Genomic DNA, 14,757 nt, shown 5'->3' on the forward strand with positions numbered 1-14,757 from the left:
GACAGGTCGGCCGTCAGACACCGACCCCTTCGAGGATCTCGTCGTGCGACTCGCGCTCGTCGAGATACTGGGTCCGGTAACCGGTATTCACGCCCCAGAAGTAGAACACCAGCGAGATCGCCGCGACGACCACCATGTCCCAGCCGTACGGCAGCAGGTCGTGACCGCCGAATTCCTTGCTGCCGATCAGCGACAGCACGGCCATCGTCGGCAGGTACGCGACCAGCCACCATGCCGCCTTCAGATCGGCGCCCCAGCCGGTCCAGCCCGCCTTCGCCTGGAAGTAGAAATACACCGGCAGCGCGACGATCATCAGCAGGATGATTTCGCCCGTCAGCGGCCACTTTGCCCAGTACAGGATCAGCGACGCGCACACGAACGCGAACGGTGCGATCAGCTTCATCAGCGGAATCGACAGCGGACGCTCGATGTCGGTCGCCGAACGGCGCAGCGCCATCAGGCTGATCGGGCCGGTCAGATACGAGATCACCGTCGCGACCGAGATCACCGCCGCGAGCGAGCTCCAGCCGCGGAAGAAGAACAGGAAGACAAAGGACACGAGCAGGTTGAACCACATCGCCTGGCGCGGCACGCCGTAGATCGGGTGCACGTTGCCGAACATCTTCGGCATCGTGTTGTTGCGCTCCATCGCGTAGATCATGCGGGTGGTCGTCGCCATGTAGGTCGTACCGGTGCCGCTCGGGCTGATGAACGCGTCGACGTACAGCAGGATCGCGAGCCAGTTCAGGTTCAGCGCGATCGCGAGTTCCGCGAACGGCGACGAGAAGTTGAAGTGCGCCCACCCCTTCGCGACGTCGGCCGGGTTCACCGAACCGATATACGCCATTTGCAGCAGCACGTAGATCACGAGCGCGAGCAGGATCGACGTGATCACCGCGAACGGCACGCTGCGCGCCGGATTGCGCGCTTCGCCGGCCAGGTTCACCGGGCTCTGGAAGCCGTTGAACGCAAACACGATGCCGCTCGTCGCGACCGCGGTCAGCACGGCCGACCAGCCGTACGGCGCGAAGCTCGTACTCGACGCGGTGCCGAGGTTTTCCGCGTGGAAGCTCGTCAGCATCAGGCCGAGGATCGTCAGGCCGGGGATCAGGAACTTGAAGATCGTGATCGCAGTGTTCGCCCGCGCGAAGGCCTTGACGCCCCAGTAGTTCAGCATGAAGTAGACGACGACCAACACGGCCGACAGCAGCAGGCCGAGTGTCTGCAATTCGCCGTTCACGAACAGTGCATGCGCCCACGGATACGGCCACGTGCTCATGTACTGGATCGACGCTTCGGCCTCGATCGGGATCACGGAGACGATCGCGATCCAGTTGGCCCATGCGCTGATGAAGCCCACCAGCGAACCGTGCGAGTAGCGCGCGTAGCGCACCATGCCGCCCGACTCGGGGAACATCGCGCCCAGTTCCGCATACGTCAGCGCAATCGCGAGAATCACGACGGCGCCGATGATCCATGCGCAGATCGCCGCCGGACCGGCGATCTTCGCGGCCTTCCAGGCACCGAACAGCCAGCCCGAGCCGATAATCGAACCCAGTCCCGTCAGCATCAATGCAAACGGGCCGATGTTCCGTTGAATAGAACTCTTCACATCCTCTCCTGTGTCTCAAAAAGCATGGTCGGCCGGCGGTCCGGGATCGGCTCGGACCGCACCGCGCACGCATTCTTGGGGGGAGGGTCACCCGATCGGGGCAACCCGTCCACGCGGCGCGTAGTTTAACGGTTGCACCTCGAACGTGGCGCCAAAATCGATCGGCCCCTACAAAAAATTCGCATCGCTTGCAAGCTTTGTAAACCTGATCTCCGCAATAACCCTGAGAGCATGGGAATACGGTTGACCGTCAGACCGATTAGCCGTATAAAGGACTTCGCAGGATTTCAAGTGGCGAGTGAATTGGTTCTTTCGTAGTTCGCCCATCAACGGTACTCCGGTTGGTCCTATTACCCCTTCCTTGATTTTCCGCACACCATGGGCTTCGGCCCCGTTTTATTTTTTTAGGAACAAGTAACATGGCAACCGGTACCGTCAAGTGGTTCAATGACGCAAAGGGCTTCGGCTTCATCACCCCGGAAGGCGGCGGCGACGATCTGTTCGCGCACTTCTCGGAAATCCGCGTCGAAGGCTTCAAGACGCTGCAAGAAAACCAGAAGGTTGAATTCGAAGTGAAGACGGGCCCGAAGGGTCTGCAAGCTGCGAACATCCGTCCGGTCTAAGCTGGCGCGATCATTCGTGTAAAAAAGCCCCGCTTCGGCGGGGCTTTTTGTTTTTGGGCGCCGGTCATCCTGCATGGCGACCGGTAACCGCCCTCCACTCAGCCGAACAGTCGCTGCGCGTGAATACCGAGACCCGTCGCGACACTCGCGAGGCGATCGCCGAACACCGGCTGCGCATCCGGGAACGCGCCGGCGAGCGCGCCCGACAGGAATGCGAGCCCCGTCGAACCGCCGGTGAAATACAGCGCACCGACATCGCGCGGCGCAACGCCCGCGAGCCGCACCGTCTCGCGCGCGGCATCGACGATGCGCGCGGTATCGTCCCGGCTCGCGTCGACGAGGCGATCCGCGTCGAACGCGATCAGCAGGTCTTCTTCCACGTCGTTCAGGTCGATCATCGTCTCCCCGCCCGCCGCGACGCCGATCTTCGCTTCTTCCGCGCGCGCCATCAGCGCATGCCCGAGCCGCTGCTCGACCACGCTCGTGAGCCGGTCGTACTGCCGCGGATCCTGGTACAGGTGCTTCATCAGCTTCAGCTCGCCGATCCGCTTCGGCGTGTAGACGGTATTGATCAGGTGCCAGGTCGCGAGATCGAAGTAGATCTTGTTCGGCAGTTCGCGCCCTTCCGGATCGAGCGAACGGTAGCCGAAGGCCGGCAGGATCGCCGCCAGCTCGACACGCCGGTCGTAGTCGGTGCCCGCGACGTGCACGCCGTGGTGCGCGAGCACGTCGTCCTTGCGCTCGAGCCGCGCCATCCGCTGCGGGCCGACGCGCACCAGCGAGAAGTCGGACGTGCCGCCGCCGATGTCGGCGACGAGCACCAGACGCTCGGCCGGCTGGCGCGATTCGTAGTCGAACGCGGCGGCGATCGGTTCGTACTGGAAGTGCACGTCCGCGAAGCCGACCGATTGCGCGGCCGCCTCGAGCTGAGCCTGGGCGAGGCGGTCGGCGCGCGGATCGTCGTCGACGAAGAACACCGGCCGGCCGAGCACCGCGCGGCCGATCGGCGCGCCAGCGCGTGCTTCGGCCTTGCGCTTCAGGTGCGTCAGGAAACGCGCGATGATTTCGGTGTACGCGATCGCACTGCCGTCGCCCAGATCGGTCGTCGTTTCCGCGAGCGGCGAGCCGAGAATGCTCTTCATCGAGCGCATCAGCCGGCCGTCGAAACCGTCGATATAGGAGGCCAGCGCCGCCCGGCCGTACTCGACCGTCTCTTCGTCGTTGTTGAAGAAGATTGCGGTGGGCAGCGTCAGATGGTCGCCCTCGACGGGCGCGAGGCGCATGCCGTCGCCGTCGGGCAGCGCCACGGCGGAATTGGACGTGCCGAAATCGATCGCGCAGTAAGTCATGGGAAGTTGCCGCAGCAGGCCGGCGCGAAAACGGAAAGGACGGGCTTTTTAACATGAAGCCCGCGCGATCACAACCGGGCCGGCCACCGGGGCCGCGCAACGGGCACCGGCTGCGGCCGACGCGCGGCGTGGCGCGCCGGGAACATGCGCGGGCAGGATGCGCGACGCCGCCTGCCCGCCTGCAGGATCAGGCCGCCGTGTCGAAGCTCTTCTTCCACGCGCCCGCGTAGACCACTTCGCCGATCGCATGGCGCGTGCGCGGCGCCTTCTCGCGATCGCGCAGCACGGGATCGAGCTTGTCGACGTTGCCGTAGTGGCCGAGCGAGATGATCGACACGATCGCGACGTCCGCCGGAATCGCGAACGCGTCGCGGAACGCCTTCGCGTCGAACCCGCTCATCTGGTGCGCGGCGAGGCCGAGCGCGTGCGCCTGGAGCACCAGCGACATCGCGGCGGCGCCCGCGTCGTACAGCGCGGTCGGCGCCGGCTCGCCCTTCGGCGTCAACGTGTGCGCGGTGACCGCGATCAACACCGGCGCCGGCGCATTCCAGCCCTGATTGAACGGCACCAGCGTCGCAAACGCGCGCTTGAACGCGTCTTCGTCCTGGGTGCGATCGAATACGATGAAACGCCACGGTTGCGCGTTGTACGCGGACGGCGCCCAGCGCGCCGCTTCGAGCACCGCGTGGAGATCGCCGGCGCTGACGGGTTCATCCGAATACGCGCGCGGGCTCCAGCGGCCCGCGATCAGATCGTGAATCGAAACAGTGGTGGGAGCAGGTTTGACGGACATGCGGTTCCTCGCTGACATCGATGAAGGGGCGCGAACGCCCGGCGAACCGCAAGCATACCTGCTTGAGCGACAGCGCGCCCGATGCTGCCGCGCTATGCAAATCTCCGTGCGTGCAATGGCCGGCCGCAGCGGGTGCGGCCGGCCGGGCCGCCGCGATCAGGCTGCCTGCGCGGCCGCGCGCGACGGACCGCGGTTGATCCGCAGCACGATCAGCGCGCCGACGATGCACAACGCGCCCGAGATCATCGACGCGATCGTATAAGTGCCGAGGCTCGCGCGCAACAGCCCCGCGCCGAGCGCCGCGAATGCCGCGCCGAGCTGGTGGCCGGCGACGATCCAGCCGAACACGACGGGCGCCGCGGCCTTGCCGAACACGTCGGTCGCGAGCCGCACGGTGGGCGGCACGGTCGCGATCCAGTCGAGCCCGTAGAACATCGCGAACAGCGGTAGCCCGAAGAAATCGATCCCGAACGCATGCGGCAGGTAGATCAGCGACAGCCCGCGCAGCCCGTAATACCAGAACAGCAGCACGCGGTTGTCGTAACGGTCGGACAGCCACCCCGACAGCGTCGTGCCGAACAGGTCGAACACGCCCATCGCCGCGAGCAGCGACGCGCCCTGCACTTCGGTCATCCCGTAGTCGCTGCACATCGCGATCAGGTGCGTGCCGACATAGCCGTTGGTGCTCGCGCCGCAGATGAAGAAGCTGAAGAACAGCAGCCAGAAGTCGCGCGAGCGGCTCGCCGTCAGCAGCGTGCGGAACGCGACCGCGAGCGGGTTCTCCTTCGTCGCATCGGGCGCGGGCGGCGCATCGGCCGGCTCGCCGTACGGGCGCAACTGCACGTCGGCCGGCCGCTCGGGCAGCAGGAACGCGACGAGCGGAATCACGATCGCGGCCGCCACCGCGACGACCAGCACGACCGGCCGCCAGCCGTGGCGCTGCGCGATCGCCGCGAGCATCGGCAGGAACACGAGCTGGCCGGTGGCCGTGCTCGCGGTCAGGATCCCCATCACGAGGCCGCGCCGCGCATGGAACCAGCGCGTGACGAAGGTCGCGGACAGCGTCAGCGCGACGACGCCCGTCGAGCAGCCGACCATCAACCCCCAGATCAGCACCATCTGCCAGCTCTGCGTCATCATCGACGACAGCGCGACGCCCGCACCCATCGTCACGAGCGCGGTGAGGATCGTCGGGCGCAACCCGAAGCGCTGCATCGCGGCGGCCGCGAACGGGCCCGTCAGGCCGTACAGCGCGATGTTCACCGAAATCGCCAGCGAAATCGCTCCGCGGCTCCAGCCGAGCTCGCGCTCGAGCGGCACCATCAGCACGCTCGGCGTCGCGCGTGTGCCGGCCGCCGCCAGCAGGATCAGGAATACCACCGCCGCCGCGAGCCATCCGTAATGGAAGCGCCCGCCGATTCGTGTCACTGCCCAGTTCATCTTCATGTTCTCCAGTTGGCGGTTCCGGTGTCGTCGCACCGGCTCCGCCCCAACCAGGCCACCTCCGCCGCACGCTGCATCGGCTGACCCGGGCCGATGCGTGGCATTTTTCCCGTCGATCCGGCCGGCATTGTTACCGGTCGGTCACAAGTGTGTTGCGATCGTAGTTACCAGTCGGTAACATGTCAAGCAATTCATCACGAAGTCGAGGGTCATCATGTCGGACATCGAGGTCGCCAAGCCGCTGGCGCGGCGCACGCGCCGGCCGATCGACGGTGCGACCGCGCAGGAGCACCTGCTGCGAGCCGCCGAGGAGTTGTTTTACAAGGAAGGCGTGCGAACGGTCGGCGTCGAGGCGGTGGTGGAGCGCGCGGGCGTCAACAAGATGAGCCTGTACCGCCAGTTTTCGTCGAAGGACGAGTTGATCCTCGCGTATCTGGAGCGGATGGACGCGTGCTTCTTCGAGCGGTTCGACACGAGCGTCGCGAAGCATCCGGGGCAGCCGAAGGCGCAGTTGATCCAGTACTTCGTCGATCTCGCCGAGCGGGCGACGCAAAAGGACTATCGCGGCTGCCCGTTCGTCAACGTCGCCGCCGAGTTCCCGGATGCGTCGCACCCGGCGCGCGAACGCGTCGCGCAGAACAAGGAACAACTGATGAAACGGCTCGTCGCGCTTTGCGAAGGCGCCGGCGCGCGACAGCCGAAGGCGCTGGCCGATGCGCTCGCGCTGGTGATCGAAGGCATCTACGCGGCGAGCCAGACCTACCGGCACGGCGAAACGCCGATCGGCATTGCGCCCGCGCTCGTCACGCAGTTGATCGAAGCCGCCTGCGCGTGACGGTCGGCGCGCGTTCGTCCCCGGCGCGCCCGCTACAATGCGGCCCTCTTCGCCCTTTCGCCCGACTGGCATCACGATGACCGACACCCGCCCCGACTCGCACGACGACATCCTCGCCGCCACGCGGCACTGGCTCGCGCGCGCGGTGATCGGGCTCAACCTGTGCCCGTTCGCGAAAAGCGTCTACGTGAAGGAACAGGTGCGCTACGCGATCAGCGAAGCGACGACGCTGGAAGACGCGCTCGCCGAACTCGAAACCGAGCTGCGCGCGCTGGAAGCGGCGGACCCGCGGCAGGTCGATACGACGCTCGTGATCTACCCGCACGCGTTCGCCGATTTCGTCGACTACAACGATGCGCTGTTCTTTGCCGAGCGGCTCGTGCGGCAATTGCGGCTCGACGGCGTGCTGCAGATCGCGAGCTTCCATCCGCAATACCAGTTCGAAGGCGCCGAACCCGACGACATCGAGAACTACACGAACCGCGCGCCCTATCCGATCCTGCACCTGCTGCGCGAGGACAGCATCGCGCGCGCGGTCGACGCGTTCCCGGACGCGTCCGCGATCTACGAAAAGAATCAGGAAACGCTACGCCGCCTCGGCCACGAAGGCTGGCGCGAATGGATGCGCCGGCCGGGCGACGACGTGTGACGCTGCGTGCAACGCCAGGCGGCGCGGGCGCGATGCCCGCGCGGCCGCACGTCAGCCTTCGGCCGGCTCGACGGCGCCGCCGCCCGCCGCGGCGGCTTGCGCGACGAAGAAGCGCTCGTTGAGTTCGGCGAGCCCGAACATCCCGAGGATCTCGGTCAGCCGCTCGCCGGGCTTGCGGCGCGGCAGGTTCTTGTACTGCGCGATGATCAGCTCGTTCTTCATCGAATGCTCCCAGCCGACCAGCTCGGTCACGCTGACCTGGTAGCCGTGCGCTTCGAGCTGCAGGCAGCGCAGCACGTTGGTGATCTGGCTGCCGAATTCGCGCGTATGCAGCGGATGCCGCCACACCTCGGTCAGCGCATTCGCGAGCGACTTGCCCTTGTTCTTGCGCAGCACGCCCGCGACTTCCGCCTGGCAGCACGGCACCAGCACGATGTGCTGCGCGCGCTTTGCGAGCGCGAAGCGGATCGCGTCGTCGGTCGCCGTGTCGCATGCGTGCAGCGCGGTGACGACATCGACGGTTTCGGGCAGTCGCGGCGACGTGATCGAATCGGCGACCGACAGGTTCAGGAACGACATGCCGCCGAAGCCGAGCCGCGCGGCGAGCTCGGTCGAGCGCGTGACGAGCTCCTCGCGCGTCTCGATGCCGTACACGTGCGACGCGAACGCCGGCGTGCCGTGCCCCGGCTGCTGCTTGAAGAACAGGTCGTACAGGATGAAGCCGAGATACGACTTGCCCGCGCCATGATCGACGAGCGTCACGTCGCCTTTGTCGGCCTGCACGCCGGCGAGCAGCGGCTCGATGAACTGGAACAGGTGGTACACCTGCTTCAGCTTGCGGCGGCTGTCCTGGTTCAGCTTCCCGTCGCGGGTGAGGATGTGCAGTTCCTTCAGCAGTTCGACGGACTGCTCCGGACGGATTTCGTGGGTCTTGTTCGACATCGTGAAGCGGCACCGGGCCACGGTCTGTCGACCACGGCCCGCAGGCGGGAATTCGTGAGGAATGGCGGTAGTTTACCGAAAATACGCGCTCAGGCCCGGACGCCGAGCCGCCACAACGACGTGACCTCGGCGCGACGCGCCGCATGCAGCGGATCGTCGGCGTCCGTCGACTTCGGATGCGCGGGGCGGATGTCGTCGCGGCCGAGCACGACGAGGCCGGCTTCGTCGATCCACTGCAGCAAGGTGTCGCGCGGCCGCAGGCCGAGATGCTCGGCGAAATCGGACAGGATCAGCCAGCCCTCGCCACCCGGCTCCAGATGCGCGGCCAGCCCGGCGAGGAAACCGCGCAGCATGCGGCTGTCCGGGTCGTAGACCGCATATTCGATCGGCGCGCTCGGCCGGGCCGGCACCCACGGCGGGTTGCAGACCACGAGCGGCGCGCGGCCGGGCGGAAACAGGTCGGCCTCGACGATGTCGACCCGGGCCGCGTGCCCGAGCCGCGCGACGTTCTCACGCGCACACGCCAGCGCGCGCGGATCCTGGTCGGTCGCGACGATGCGCTCGACGCCGCGCGAGGCGAGCACGGCCGCCAGCACGCCGGTGCCCGTGCCGATATCGAACGCGAGCGACGTCGCCGGCAGCGGCGCACGCGCGACGAGCGTCACGTATTCGCCGCGCACCGGCGAGAACACGCCGTAGTGCGGATGGATCGGCGCGCCGCCGAGCGCCGGGATCGGCACGCCCTTCTTGCGCCATTCGTGCGCGCCGACGAGGCCGAGCAGTTCGCGCAGCGACACGACCGACGGCGCACCGCCGGGGCCGTACGCCTCCTCGCAGGCCGCCCGCACGTCGGGCGCGCGGCGCAGCGGGATCGTGTAATCGGCGTCGAGCGGGATCAGCAGCATGCCGAGCGTGCGGGCGCGCTGCGATTGCGCGAGACGATGCAGGTTGAACGCATCGACGCCGGCCGCGGCTTTCGCCTTCTTCGGCTTGCGTTCGACACGGCGCGCCATCGCCTGCACGAGCTGGCGCGCATTCTGGAAGTCGCCCTGCCAGACGAGCGCGGTGCCCTCGCAGGCGAGACGGTAGGCCGCGTCGGCGGTGAGGCGGTCGTCGGCGGACACCGCGCGCTTCGGCGGTTGCACGCCGGCTTCGGAGCGCCAGCGCACGGCATGATCGACGCCGTCGGCGTCGGTCCAGTGGAAAACGGGGGAATCGGTCACGCGAATTCGGTACGGTTGGCTTCAACGGCGGCGAGAATTCACCGCGCGGACCACACCATACCGCGCTTTGCCCGGCCCGGCAAAACAGACGCCGCGACGGCCGCCCGAAAGCGTTCGTCGCGGCGCGACCGTCGATCAGGCGAGATCGAAGGTTTCCGCAACGGGCGCGTCGCGCTTGACGGCCGCGATGCCGTTCTCGCGTGCCTGCTCGCTGCTGTACGTCTCGCTCGTACCGATGACCTGGTGATTGGCCGCCTTCAGATTGAACATGGGCTCACCGTTGTGGGCGAGCTTCCGTTCGTAGCGCGCGTCGAGCGGCGCGTTTTCCCGTACGGACGCGATCCCGTTCCTCGCGCCGCTTTTCTCCTCGTACCGCTCGCTCGCGAGGATGATCTCGCCGTTCGCCGACTTCAGGTGGAAGTAGTACTGACCGTTCGTGGCTTTCTTGAGCTCGAATTTTGCCGCCATGGATTTCCCCTAAAAGAACGTCCGACCCTCGGACATCGTCAAGTGTAGGGCCCACGCCGACGAAAATCGATATTCCACGGAGATAAGCGTTAAATATTGTTGAATGGTGAATTTTTAGACACATTTGGCCGACGTTGCATGCCGACCGGACGACCTAGCCGCCCCACCCGGGCATGGTCGGCAGACGCAGCGTGCCCACGTCGCTGAAGTGCACCGTGCCCAGCACGCTGCCCGCGAGCCGGCCGCGCAGCGCATACGGCAGCTCGCCGTTCGCGGCCGCGCCGGGCAGGTTCCACGCCTGCCGCGCGGCCGCGAAAGCCGACACCGAAACCGGCACGTCGAGCACGGCCTCGCCGAACCGCGGCACGGTGCCCGCCCGGTCGCTGACGCCGCTCGCGAACGGCGTGCCGTTCAGGTCGAGCGCGACCGAGATGCCGTCGTAGTCGATTGGCGCATCGTTCGGGTTCTGCACGCGCAACTTCAGGCTGAAGCGCATCTCGAGGCCCTGCCCGACCAAGGGGTCGAGCCCGACGACCGACACGCGCACCGGCTCGCGCGTGAGCGCCGCGCAACCACCCAGCAGGAACACGGCGGCGAACAGCAGCAGCACGGCACGCAACGGCGCGATACGGAACAGGGCTCGCGGCATGGGACGGTCTCCTCGCGGCAATCGGTGAACGGGTTCGTCGCTGCATTGTACCGACCGTGCCGCCCTTCACCGGATTTCGTAGTTTTCGCGATGCCGCAAGATCGTTAATAGATTAAAACTACGAAATTTCCAGCTGAACGGAAAGCGCATTAATGCCTTTCAGCATTCAATGAAGCGCCAGGAATTCAATAGATGCGCTTTCTAATTTTTTCGTTTCCTTTACCCAAAACCATCAAGTATATTTACGCATCCTTGGAGCAAGCCGACAAACCTTGAAGCCGCATGACGGCGCACTTACGGGACGGCGACACGCTGTCCTTCCGTCCTGCGGACTGGCCCGGCCAGCCCCGTAGGTCGTCGGTTCAAAGGGATTGCGCGCCCGCGCCGGGCGTGCGGCCCCGTGTCGTGCGCGCGAAATCAATTCAGTACAACACGCGCCCGGCCATTTTGAACCGGCCAGTTAAACGACATCCGGAAATTCAGAGGGGGCAGTAAACCATGATTACCTTCACGTAGTCGGCCGCCGTCTTTTTCGAATAATCCGTCATTGGCATTTTTTCGCTGTTGATTAAACGGCGAGGGGATTGCTTTTGCCGGCGTTTTCGCAGCACTGAACGATTCTTTCAACAATCGAGGATTCAGTCATGTCGATTCATATTCGCAAGATGCGTTATCTGCCGCTCGTCGCCGCACTCGCGCTCGCCGGGTGCGGCGGCGACGACGGCGGTGCGGGCTCCGCTTCCGCGCTCAGCTCCGCCGGCGCGCCGCACACGGGCTCGTCGCCCGCCGTCACCGCGCCGCCGAGCGCATCCAACGTCGACAAGAGCGTGCAGCCCGTCGAACTGCCCGACACCGTGGTGCCCGTGAACTACCGGCTGTGGTTCCGCCCGAACGAAGCGCTGAACGCGTTCGACGGCCGCGCCGACGTCGAGATCAAGGTGCTGAAGCCGGTCAACAACATCGTGATCGCCGGCCACCGGATCAAGTTCACCAATGGCCGCATCACGCTGCAGCCGGGCAACATCCAGCTGATCGCGACGCCGCAGGACAAGGGCGACTTCTATCAGTTGCGCCCCGCCGCCGGCACGATCGCGCCGGGCAACTATTCGCTGCACATGGAGTGGTCGGGCATCATCAACTTCAAGTCGTACGACGATCCGGTCAACCACACGGGCGGCAGCTGCGGCGACGATCCGTATCCCGGCTGCTCGGCCGCGGAAGGCGTATTCCGCGTCGACCTGAAGGGCACCGACGGCAAGACGAGCGGCGCGATCCTCACGCAGGGCGAAACCAACCTGTCGCGCCAGTGGTTCCCCGGCTGGGACGAGCCGGCGTTCCGGCCGACCTATGAAGTGACGGCCGAAGTGCCGCAAAGCTGGCGCGTCGTGTCGAACGCGGCCGAGAAGCCGTCGACCAACGTCGGCGGCGGCTACAAGCTCGTGCAGTTCGAGAAGACCCCGCCGATGCCGTCGTACCTGCTGTTCTTCGGCGGCGGCATGTTCGACACCTACGAGGACGACTTCACGAGCCCGCTGCCGGGCGGCAAGGGCGGCCTGCACCTGCGCGTGTTCACGCCGCCGGGCATGAGCGAGTGGGCGAAGCCGGCGATGGACCGCACCAAGCAGGCGCTCGACTTCTACTACCGCTACACGGGCATCCCGCTGCCGCTCACGAAGTTCGACACGGTGGCCGCGAACGACGCGTTCAAGGAGCAGAAGGACCTGAACTTCGGCGGGATGGAGAACTGGGGCTCGATCCTCGAATTCGCCGACGACATCCTGCCGCAGCCGGGCCAACCGATGTCGCACTACGGCAACGAAGTGCTGACGCACGAAGTGGCGCACCAGTGGTTCGGCGATCTCGTGACGACCGACTGGTGGGACAACGTGTGGCTCAACGAATCGTTCGCGACGTTCTTCGAGACGAAGACCACGATCCAGTTCTTCCCCAACGAGTTCAGCTGGCTCGACCAGGTGAAGAACAAGTACCGCGTGATCAATCGTGACATCGGCCCGAACGCGTTCCCGGTCGCGCCGAACTTCAACGACTGGGCGTCGAACGACTTCGTGCTGAGCGCCAGCGCGTTCACGTACGACAAGGGCGGCCACGTGCTGAAGACGCTCGAGAACTATCTCGGCGAGCAGACCTTGCGCAAGGGGCTGCAGCAGTATCTGGTCGACTACTCGTTCGGCAACGGCACGCCGAAGCGTCTGTGGGATGCGCTGTCGAAGGAAAGCGGCCAGGCGGTCGGCCCGATCGGCGACAGCTACGTGCGTCAGACCGGCGTGCCGCTGATCTCGCTCGACACGCAGTGCGACCTGACGAAGAACCAGACGGTCGTCACGCTGAAACAGCAGCCGTTCCCGAACAAGAACGCGTATCCGGGCCTGCAGTGGACGGTGCCGATCACGCTCGCGTACGGCCAGGGGCTCGCGAAACGCACGACGCTCGCGCTGAAGGATACGCAGGCACAGACGCGGATCGACGGCTGCACGGGCGTGGTCGCCGATCCGAGCGGTCTCGACTACTACGTCGTGAACTACAGCGACGCGGCCTGGAGCGGGCTGCTCACGCAGGTCAACGGCTCGACCGATCCGGTGCTGCTGGCGAACCTGAAGAGCGAAGCCGCGCTGCTCGTCGCGAACAACCTCGCGCCGGCCTCGCGCTCGACGTCGATCGGCTCGGTCGCTTCGCCGGCTGCGATGAAGCTGCGCCAGACGCCGACCTTCGGCGGCATCGAACCGGTGACGAAGGAACGCCCGGCACGGCAATACCAGGGCATCTTCCGGCCGCGCAAGGTAGTGACGCAGTAACGGTGCGACTCCGGCCGGCGCCGCGCCACCCGCGGTGCCGGCCGGCGTACCGGTTTCTCCGACCTGTTGACGGGCCTCGCATGCGAGGCCCTTTTTTCATCGGCGGCGCCTCTGCCCGCCGTCCCGCCCACGCGGCGTTCCCGCGCCGGCTGCGCGAACCGCGCGGCGAAACGCGCTGCTGCGTCGATGCGTCGATGCGTCGCCCGATGCCGCGCTAGCGATCGTCGCGGCGCCGGAACGCCCACCACGCGGCCAGCGCGGTGAAGCCCGCGACGAGCAGCACCATCAGCCAGAACCCGTGCTTGTTCTCCGAGAACGGCACGCCGCCGACGTTCATCCCGAAGAAGCCCGCGACGATGTTGATCGGCAGCGCGATCACGGTGACGAGCGTCAGCGTGAACAGCGTCCGGTTGTTCTGTTCGTCGAGGCGCGAACCGATCTCTTCCTGCAGCAGCTTGATGCGCTCGTTGAGTCCCGCCAGGTCGGCGAGCACCAGCGAGAATTCCTCGGTCGACTCGCGCAGCTCCTGCACGTCCTCCGTGTGCAGCCACGCGGGCGGCTTCGCGAGCAGCCGGAAGATCGACCCGGGCTCCGGCGCGAGCATGCGTTGCAGGCGCGTCAGCGTGCGGCGCATCGCACCGAGCTCGATGCGGTTCGACGTGAGCCGCTGCGACAGGAAACGATCCTCGATGCGGTCGACGTCGACGCTCGTGCGCCGCATGATCTGGATCAGCAGGTCGGCCTGGTCGCGCAGCAGGTGCACGAGCAATTCCGCGGGCGACCGGAACTGCTCGCCGTCGCGCACGCACGCGCGCAGCGTGTCGACCGAGCGCAGCGGCTTGAGCCGCGCGGTCACCATGATGCGCCGTTCGACGTGGACGAACAGCGTCGCGATCTCCGACGGCGTGAGCTCGAGATTGAACATCACGTCGTTGACGATCGCGCGCAACGCGCCGTCCTCCTGCTCGATGCGCGTCGAGCGCGAGCCTTCGTGCAGGAATTCGAAGAAGCTGTCGGGCAACCCGAGATGCGTGCGCATCCAGCGCTCGCTCGCGCCATGCGCGAGATTGAAATGCAGCCAGACGAAATCGTCCGACGCGGCCGCGCCGTGCTCGCGGCACGTGCGCAACCACGCGGCGGCCGCGTCGGCATCGAGCATCGTGCCGGCGCCGCCCGGAACGAAGCGGAATCCGCACACCATGCCGGACGTATCGGCGCCGTAAGTCTGTACGATCAGGTCCATCGTGTCGAAGGTCGTGCGGCGCGCGCCGCGCCGCACATCGCGGGTCGCGGGCCCGCGCCGGGAAAAGAAAGGAAACGTATGCCCGACGGGCGTGACGCGTTCGTGACACCGTCAC

General features: G+C 66.4%; 14 protein-coding genes. 4 read left to right on the forward strand and 10 right to left on the reverse strand.

What is annotated here, in order from left to right; genetic code table 11:
* Positions 1–13: 13 nt before the first annotated feature.
* Entirely contained in the window at positions 14–1,612 is a 1,599-nt protein-coding gene (locus WT53_RS16975; protein WP_034209817.1) for an APC family permease, read from the reverse strand.
* 419 nt (positions 1,613–2,031) lie between these two features.
* On the opposite strand from WT53_RS16975, the gene WT53_RS16980 reads away from it, so the two are divergent.
* Positions 2,032–2,235: a cold-shock protein gene (locus WT53_RS16980; RefSeq protein ID WP_006477070.1), complete on the forward strand. Its 204-nt coding sequence runs from the start codon at positions 2,032–2,034 to the stop codon at positions 2,233–2,235.
* A 98-nt stretch (positions 2,236–2,333) separates the two neighbouring features.
* On the opposite strand, the gene WT53_RS16985 is transcribed toward WT53_RS16980, so the two are convergent.
* The 3 genes from WT53_RS16985 to WT53_RS16995 all read right to left on the reverse strand — a co-directional run bounded on the left by WT53_RS16985 (position 2,334) and on the right by WT53_RS16995 (position 5,817).
* Positions 2,334–3,584, reverse strand: a complete 1,251-nt coding sequence (locus tag WT53_RS16985; RefSeq protein WP_034209816.1) for an Hsp70 family protein — start codon at positions 3,582–3,584, stop codon at positions 2,334–2,336.
* A gap of 187 nt (positions 3,585–3,771) precedes the next feature.
* Positions 3,772–4,377, reverse strand: coding sequence for a nitroreductase family protein (locus WT53_RS16990; RefSeq protein WP_034209815.1), 606 nt, complete (start codon positions 4,375–4,377; stop codon positions 3,772–3,774).
* Positions 4,378–4,533: 156 nt separating this feature from the next.
* Positions 4,534–5,817, reverse strand: a complete 1,284-nt coding sequence (locus tag WT53_RS16995) for an MFS transporter (protein ID WP_034209878.1) — start codon at positions 5,815–5,817, stop codon at positions 4,534–4,536.
* A gap of 217 nt (positions 5,818–6,034) precedes the next feature.
* Here WT53_RS16995 and WT53_RS17000 point away from each other — a divergent pair, with 217 nt between their 5' ends.
* Together WT53_RS17000 and WT53_RS17005 are read left to right on the forward strand one after the other, a co-directional pair.
* Complete coding sequence (locus WT53_RS17000) at positions 6,035–6,655, forward strand: TetR/AcrR family transcriptional regulator (protein WP_060260774.1); 621 nt, start codon at positions 6,035–6,037, stop codon at positions 6,653–6,655.
* A gap of 76 nt (positions 6,656–6,731) precedes the next feature.
* Positions 6,732–7,304 carry a DUF1415 domain-containing protein gene (locus WT53_RS17005; protein ID WP_034209813.1) on the forward strand — a complete coding sequence of 191 codons (573 nt, stop codon included), beginning with the start codon at positions 6,732–6,734 and terminating at the stop codon, positions 7,302–7,304.
* 51 nt (positions 7,305–7,355) lie between these two features.
* Here the strand turns inward: WT53_RS17005 and WT53_RS17010 are convergent, their stop codons facing one another.
* The 5 genes from WT53_RS17010 to WT53_RS33545 form a co-directional block, all read right to left on the reverse strand.
* Positions 7,356–8,246, reverse strand: a complete 891-nt coding sequence (locus tag WT53_RS17010; protein WP_034209877.1) for an SAM-dependent methyltransferase — start codon at positions 8,244–8,246, stop codon at positions 7,356–7,358.
* A gap of 89 nt (positions 8,247–8,335) precedes the next feature.
* Positions 8,336–9,469 (reverse strand): class I SAM-dependent methyltransferase, encoded by a 1,134-nt coding sequence (locus WT53_RS17015; RefSeq protein WP_034209812.1) that lies wholly within the window; start codon positions 9,467–9,469, stop codon positions 8,336–8,338.
* A gap of 135 nt (positions 9,470–9,604) precedes the next feature.
* Positions 9,605–9,937, reverse strand: a complete 333-nt coding sequence (locus WT53_RS17020) for a YegP family protein (RefSeq protein ID WP_034209811.1) — start codon at positions 9,935–9,937, stop codon at positions 9,605–9,607.
* Between the two features lie 154 nt (positions 9,938–10,091).
* Positions 10,092–10,586 carry an LEA type 2 family protein gene (locus WT53_RS17025; protein WP_034209810.1) on the reverse strand — a complete coding sequence of 165 codons (495 nt, stop codon included), beginning with the start codon at positions 10,584–10,586 and terminating at the stop codon, positions 10,092–10,094.
* A 417-nt stretch (positions 10,587–11,003) separates the two neighbouring features.
* Complete coding sequence (locus tag WT53_RS33545) at positions 11,004–11,213, reverse strand: hypothetical protein (RefSeq protein WP_155294519.1); 210 nt, start codon at positions 11,211–11,213, stop codon at positions 11,004–11,006.
* Positions 11,214–11,230: 17 nt separating this feature from the next.
* Between WT53_RS33545 and WT53_RS17030 the strand changes: the two genes are divergently transcribed.
* Positions 11,231–13,399 (forward strand): M1 family metallopeptidase, encoded by a 2,169-nt coding sequence (locus WT53_RS17030; RefSeq protein WP_034209809.1) that lies wholly within the window; start codon positions 11,231–11,233, stop codon positions 13,397–13,399.
* Positions 13,400–13,613: 214 nt separating this feature from the next.
* On the opposite strand, the gene WT53_RS17035 is transcribed toward WT53_RS17030, so the two are convergent.
* Positions 13,614–14,642 carry a transporter gene (locus WT53_RS17035; protein ID WP_034209876.1) on the reverse strand — a complete coding sequence of 343 codons (1,029 nt, stop codon included), beginning with the start codon at positions 14,640–14,642 and terminating at the stop codon, positions 13,614–13,616.
* Positions 14,643–14,757: the final 115 nt, after the last annotated feature.

The sequence above is a fragment of the Burkholderia sp. MSMB2157WGS genome, from assembly GCF_001532755.1.
GTDB lineage: Bacteria > Pseudomonadota > Gammaproteobacteria > Burkholderiales > Burkholderiaceae > Burkholderia.

Bases quoted from the DNA above. Each gene is read 5' to 3' on its own strand.
- WT53_RS16980 (WP_006477070.1), top strand. From the start codon at position 2,032: ATGGCAACCGGTACCGTCAAGTGGTTCAATGACGCAAAGGGCTTCGGC.
- WT53_RS16985 (WP_034209816.1), bottom strand. From the start codon at position 3,584: ATGACTTACTGCGCGATCGATTTCGGCACGTCCAATTCCGCCGTGGCG.
- WT53_RS16990 (WP_034209815.1), bottom strand. From the start codon at position 4,377: ATGTCCGTCAAACCTGCTCCCACCACTGTTTCGATTCACGATCTGATC.
- WT53_RS16995 (WP_034209878.1), bottom strand. From the start codon at position 5,817: ATGAACTGGGCAGTGACACGAATCGGCGGGCGCTTCCATTACGGATGG.
- WT53_RS17000 (WP_060260774.1), top strand. From the start codon at position 6,035: ATGTCGGACATCGAGGTCGCCAAGCCGCTGGCGCGGCGCACGCGCCGG.
- WT53_RS17005 (WP_034209813.1), top strand. From the start codon at position 6,732: ATGACCGACACCCGCCCCGACTCGCACGACGACATCCTCGCCGCCACG.
- WT53_RS17010 (WP_034209877.1), bottom strand. From the start codon at position 8,246: ATGTCGAACAAGACCCACGAAATCCGTCCGGAGCAGTCCGTCGAACTG.
- WT53_RS17020 (WP_034209811.1), bottom strand. From the start codon at position 9,937: ATGGCGGCAAAATTCGAGCTCAAGAAAGCCACGAACGGTCAGTACTAC.
- WT53_RS17025 (WP_034209810.1), bottom strand. From the start codon at position 10,586: ATGCCGCGAGCCCTGTTCCGTATCGCGCCGTTGCGTGCCGTGCTGCTG.
- WT53_RS17030 (WP_034209809.1), top strand. From the start codon at position 11,231: ATGTCGATTCATATTCGCAAGATGCGTTATCTGCCGCTCGTCGCCGCA.
- WT53_RS17035 (WP_034209876.1), bottom strand. From the start codon at position 14,642: ATGGACCTGATCGTACAGACTTACGGCGCCGATACGTCCGGCATGGTG.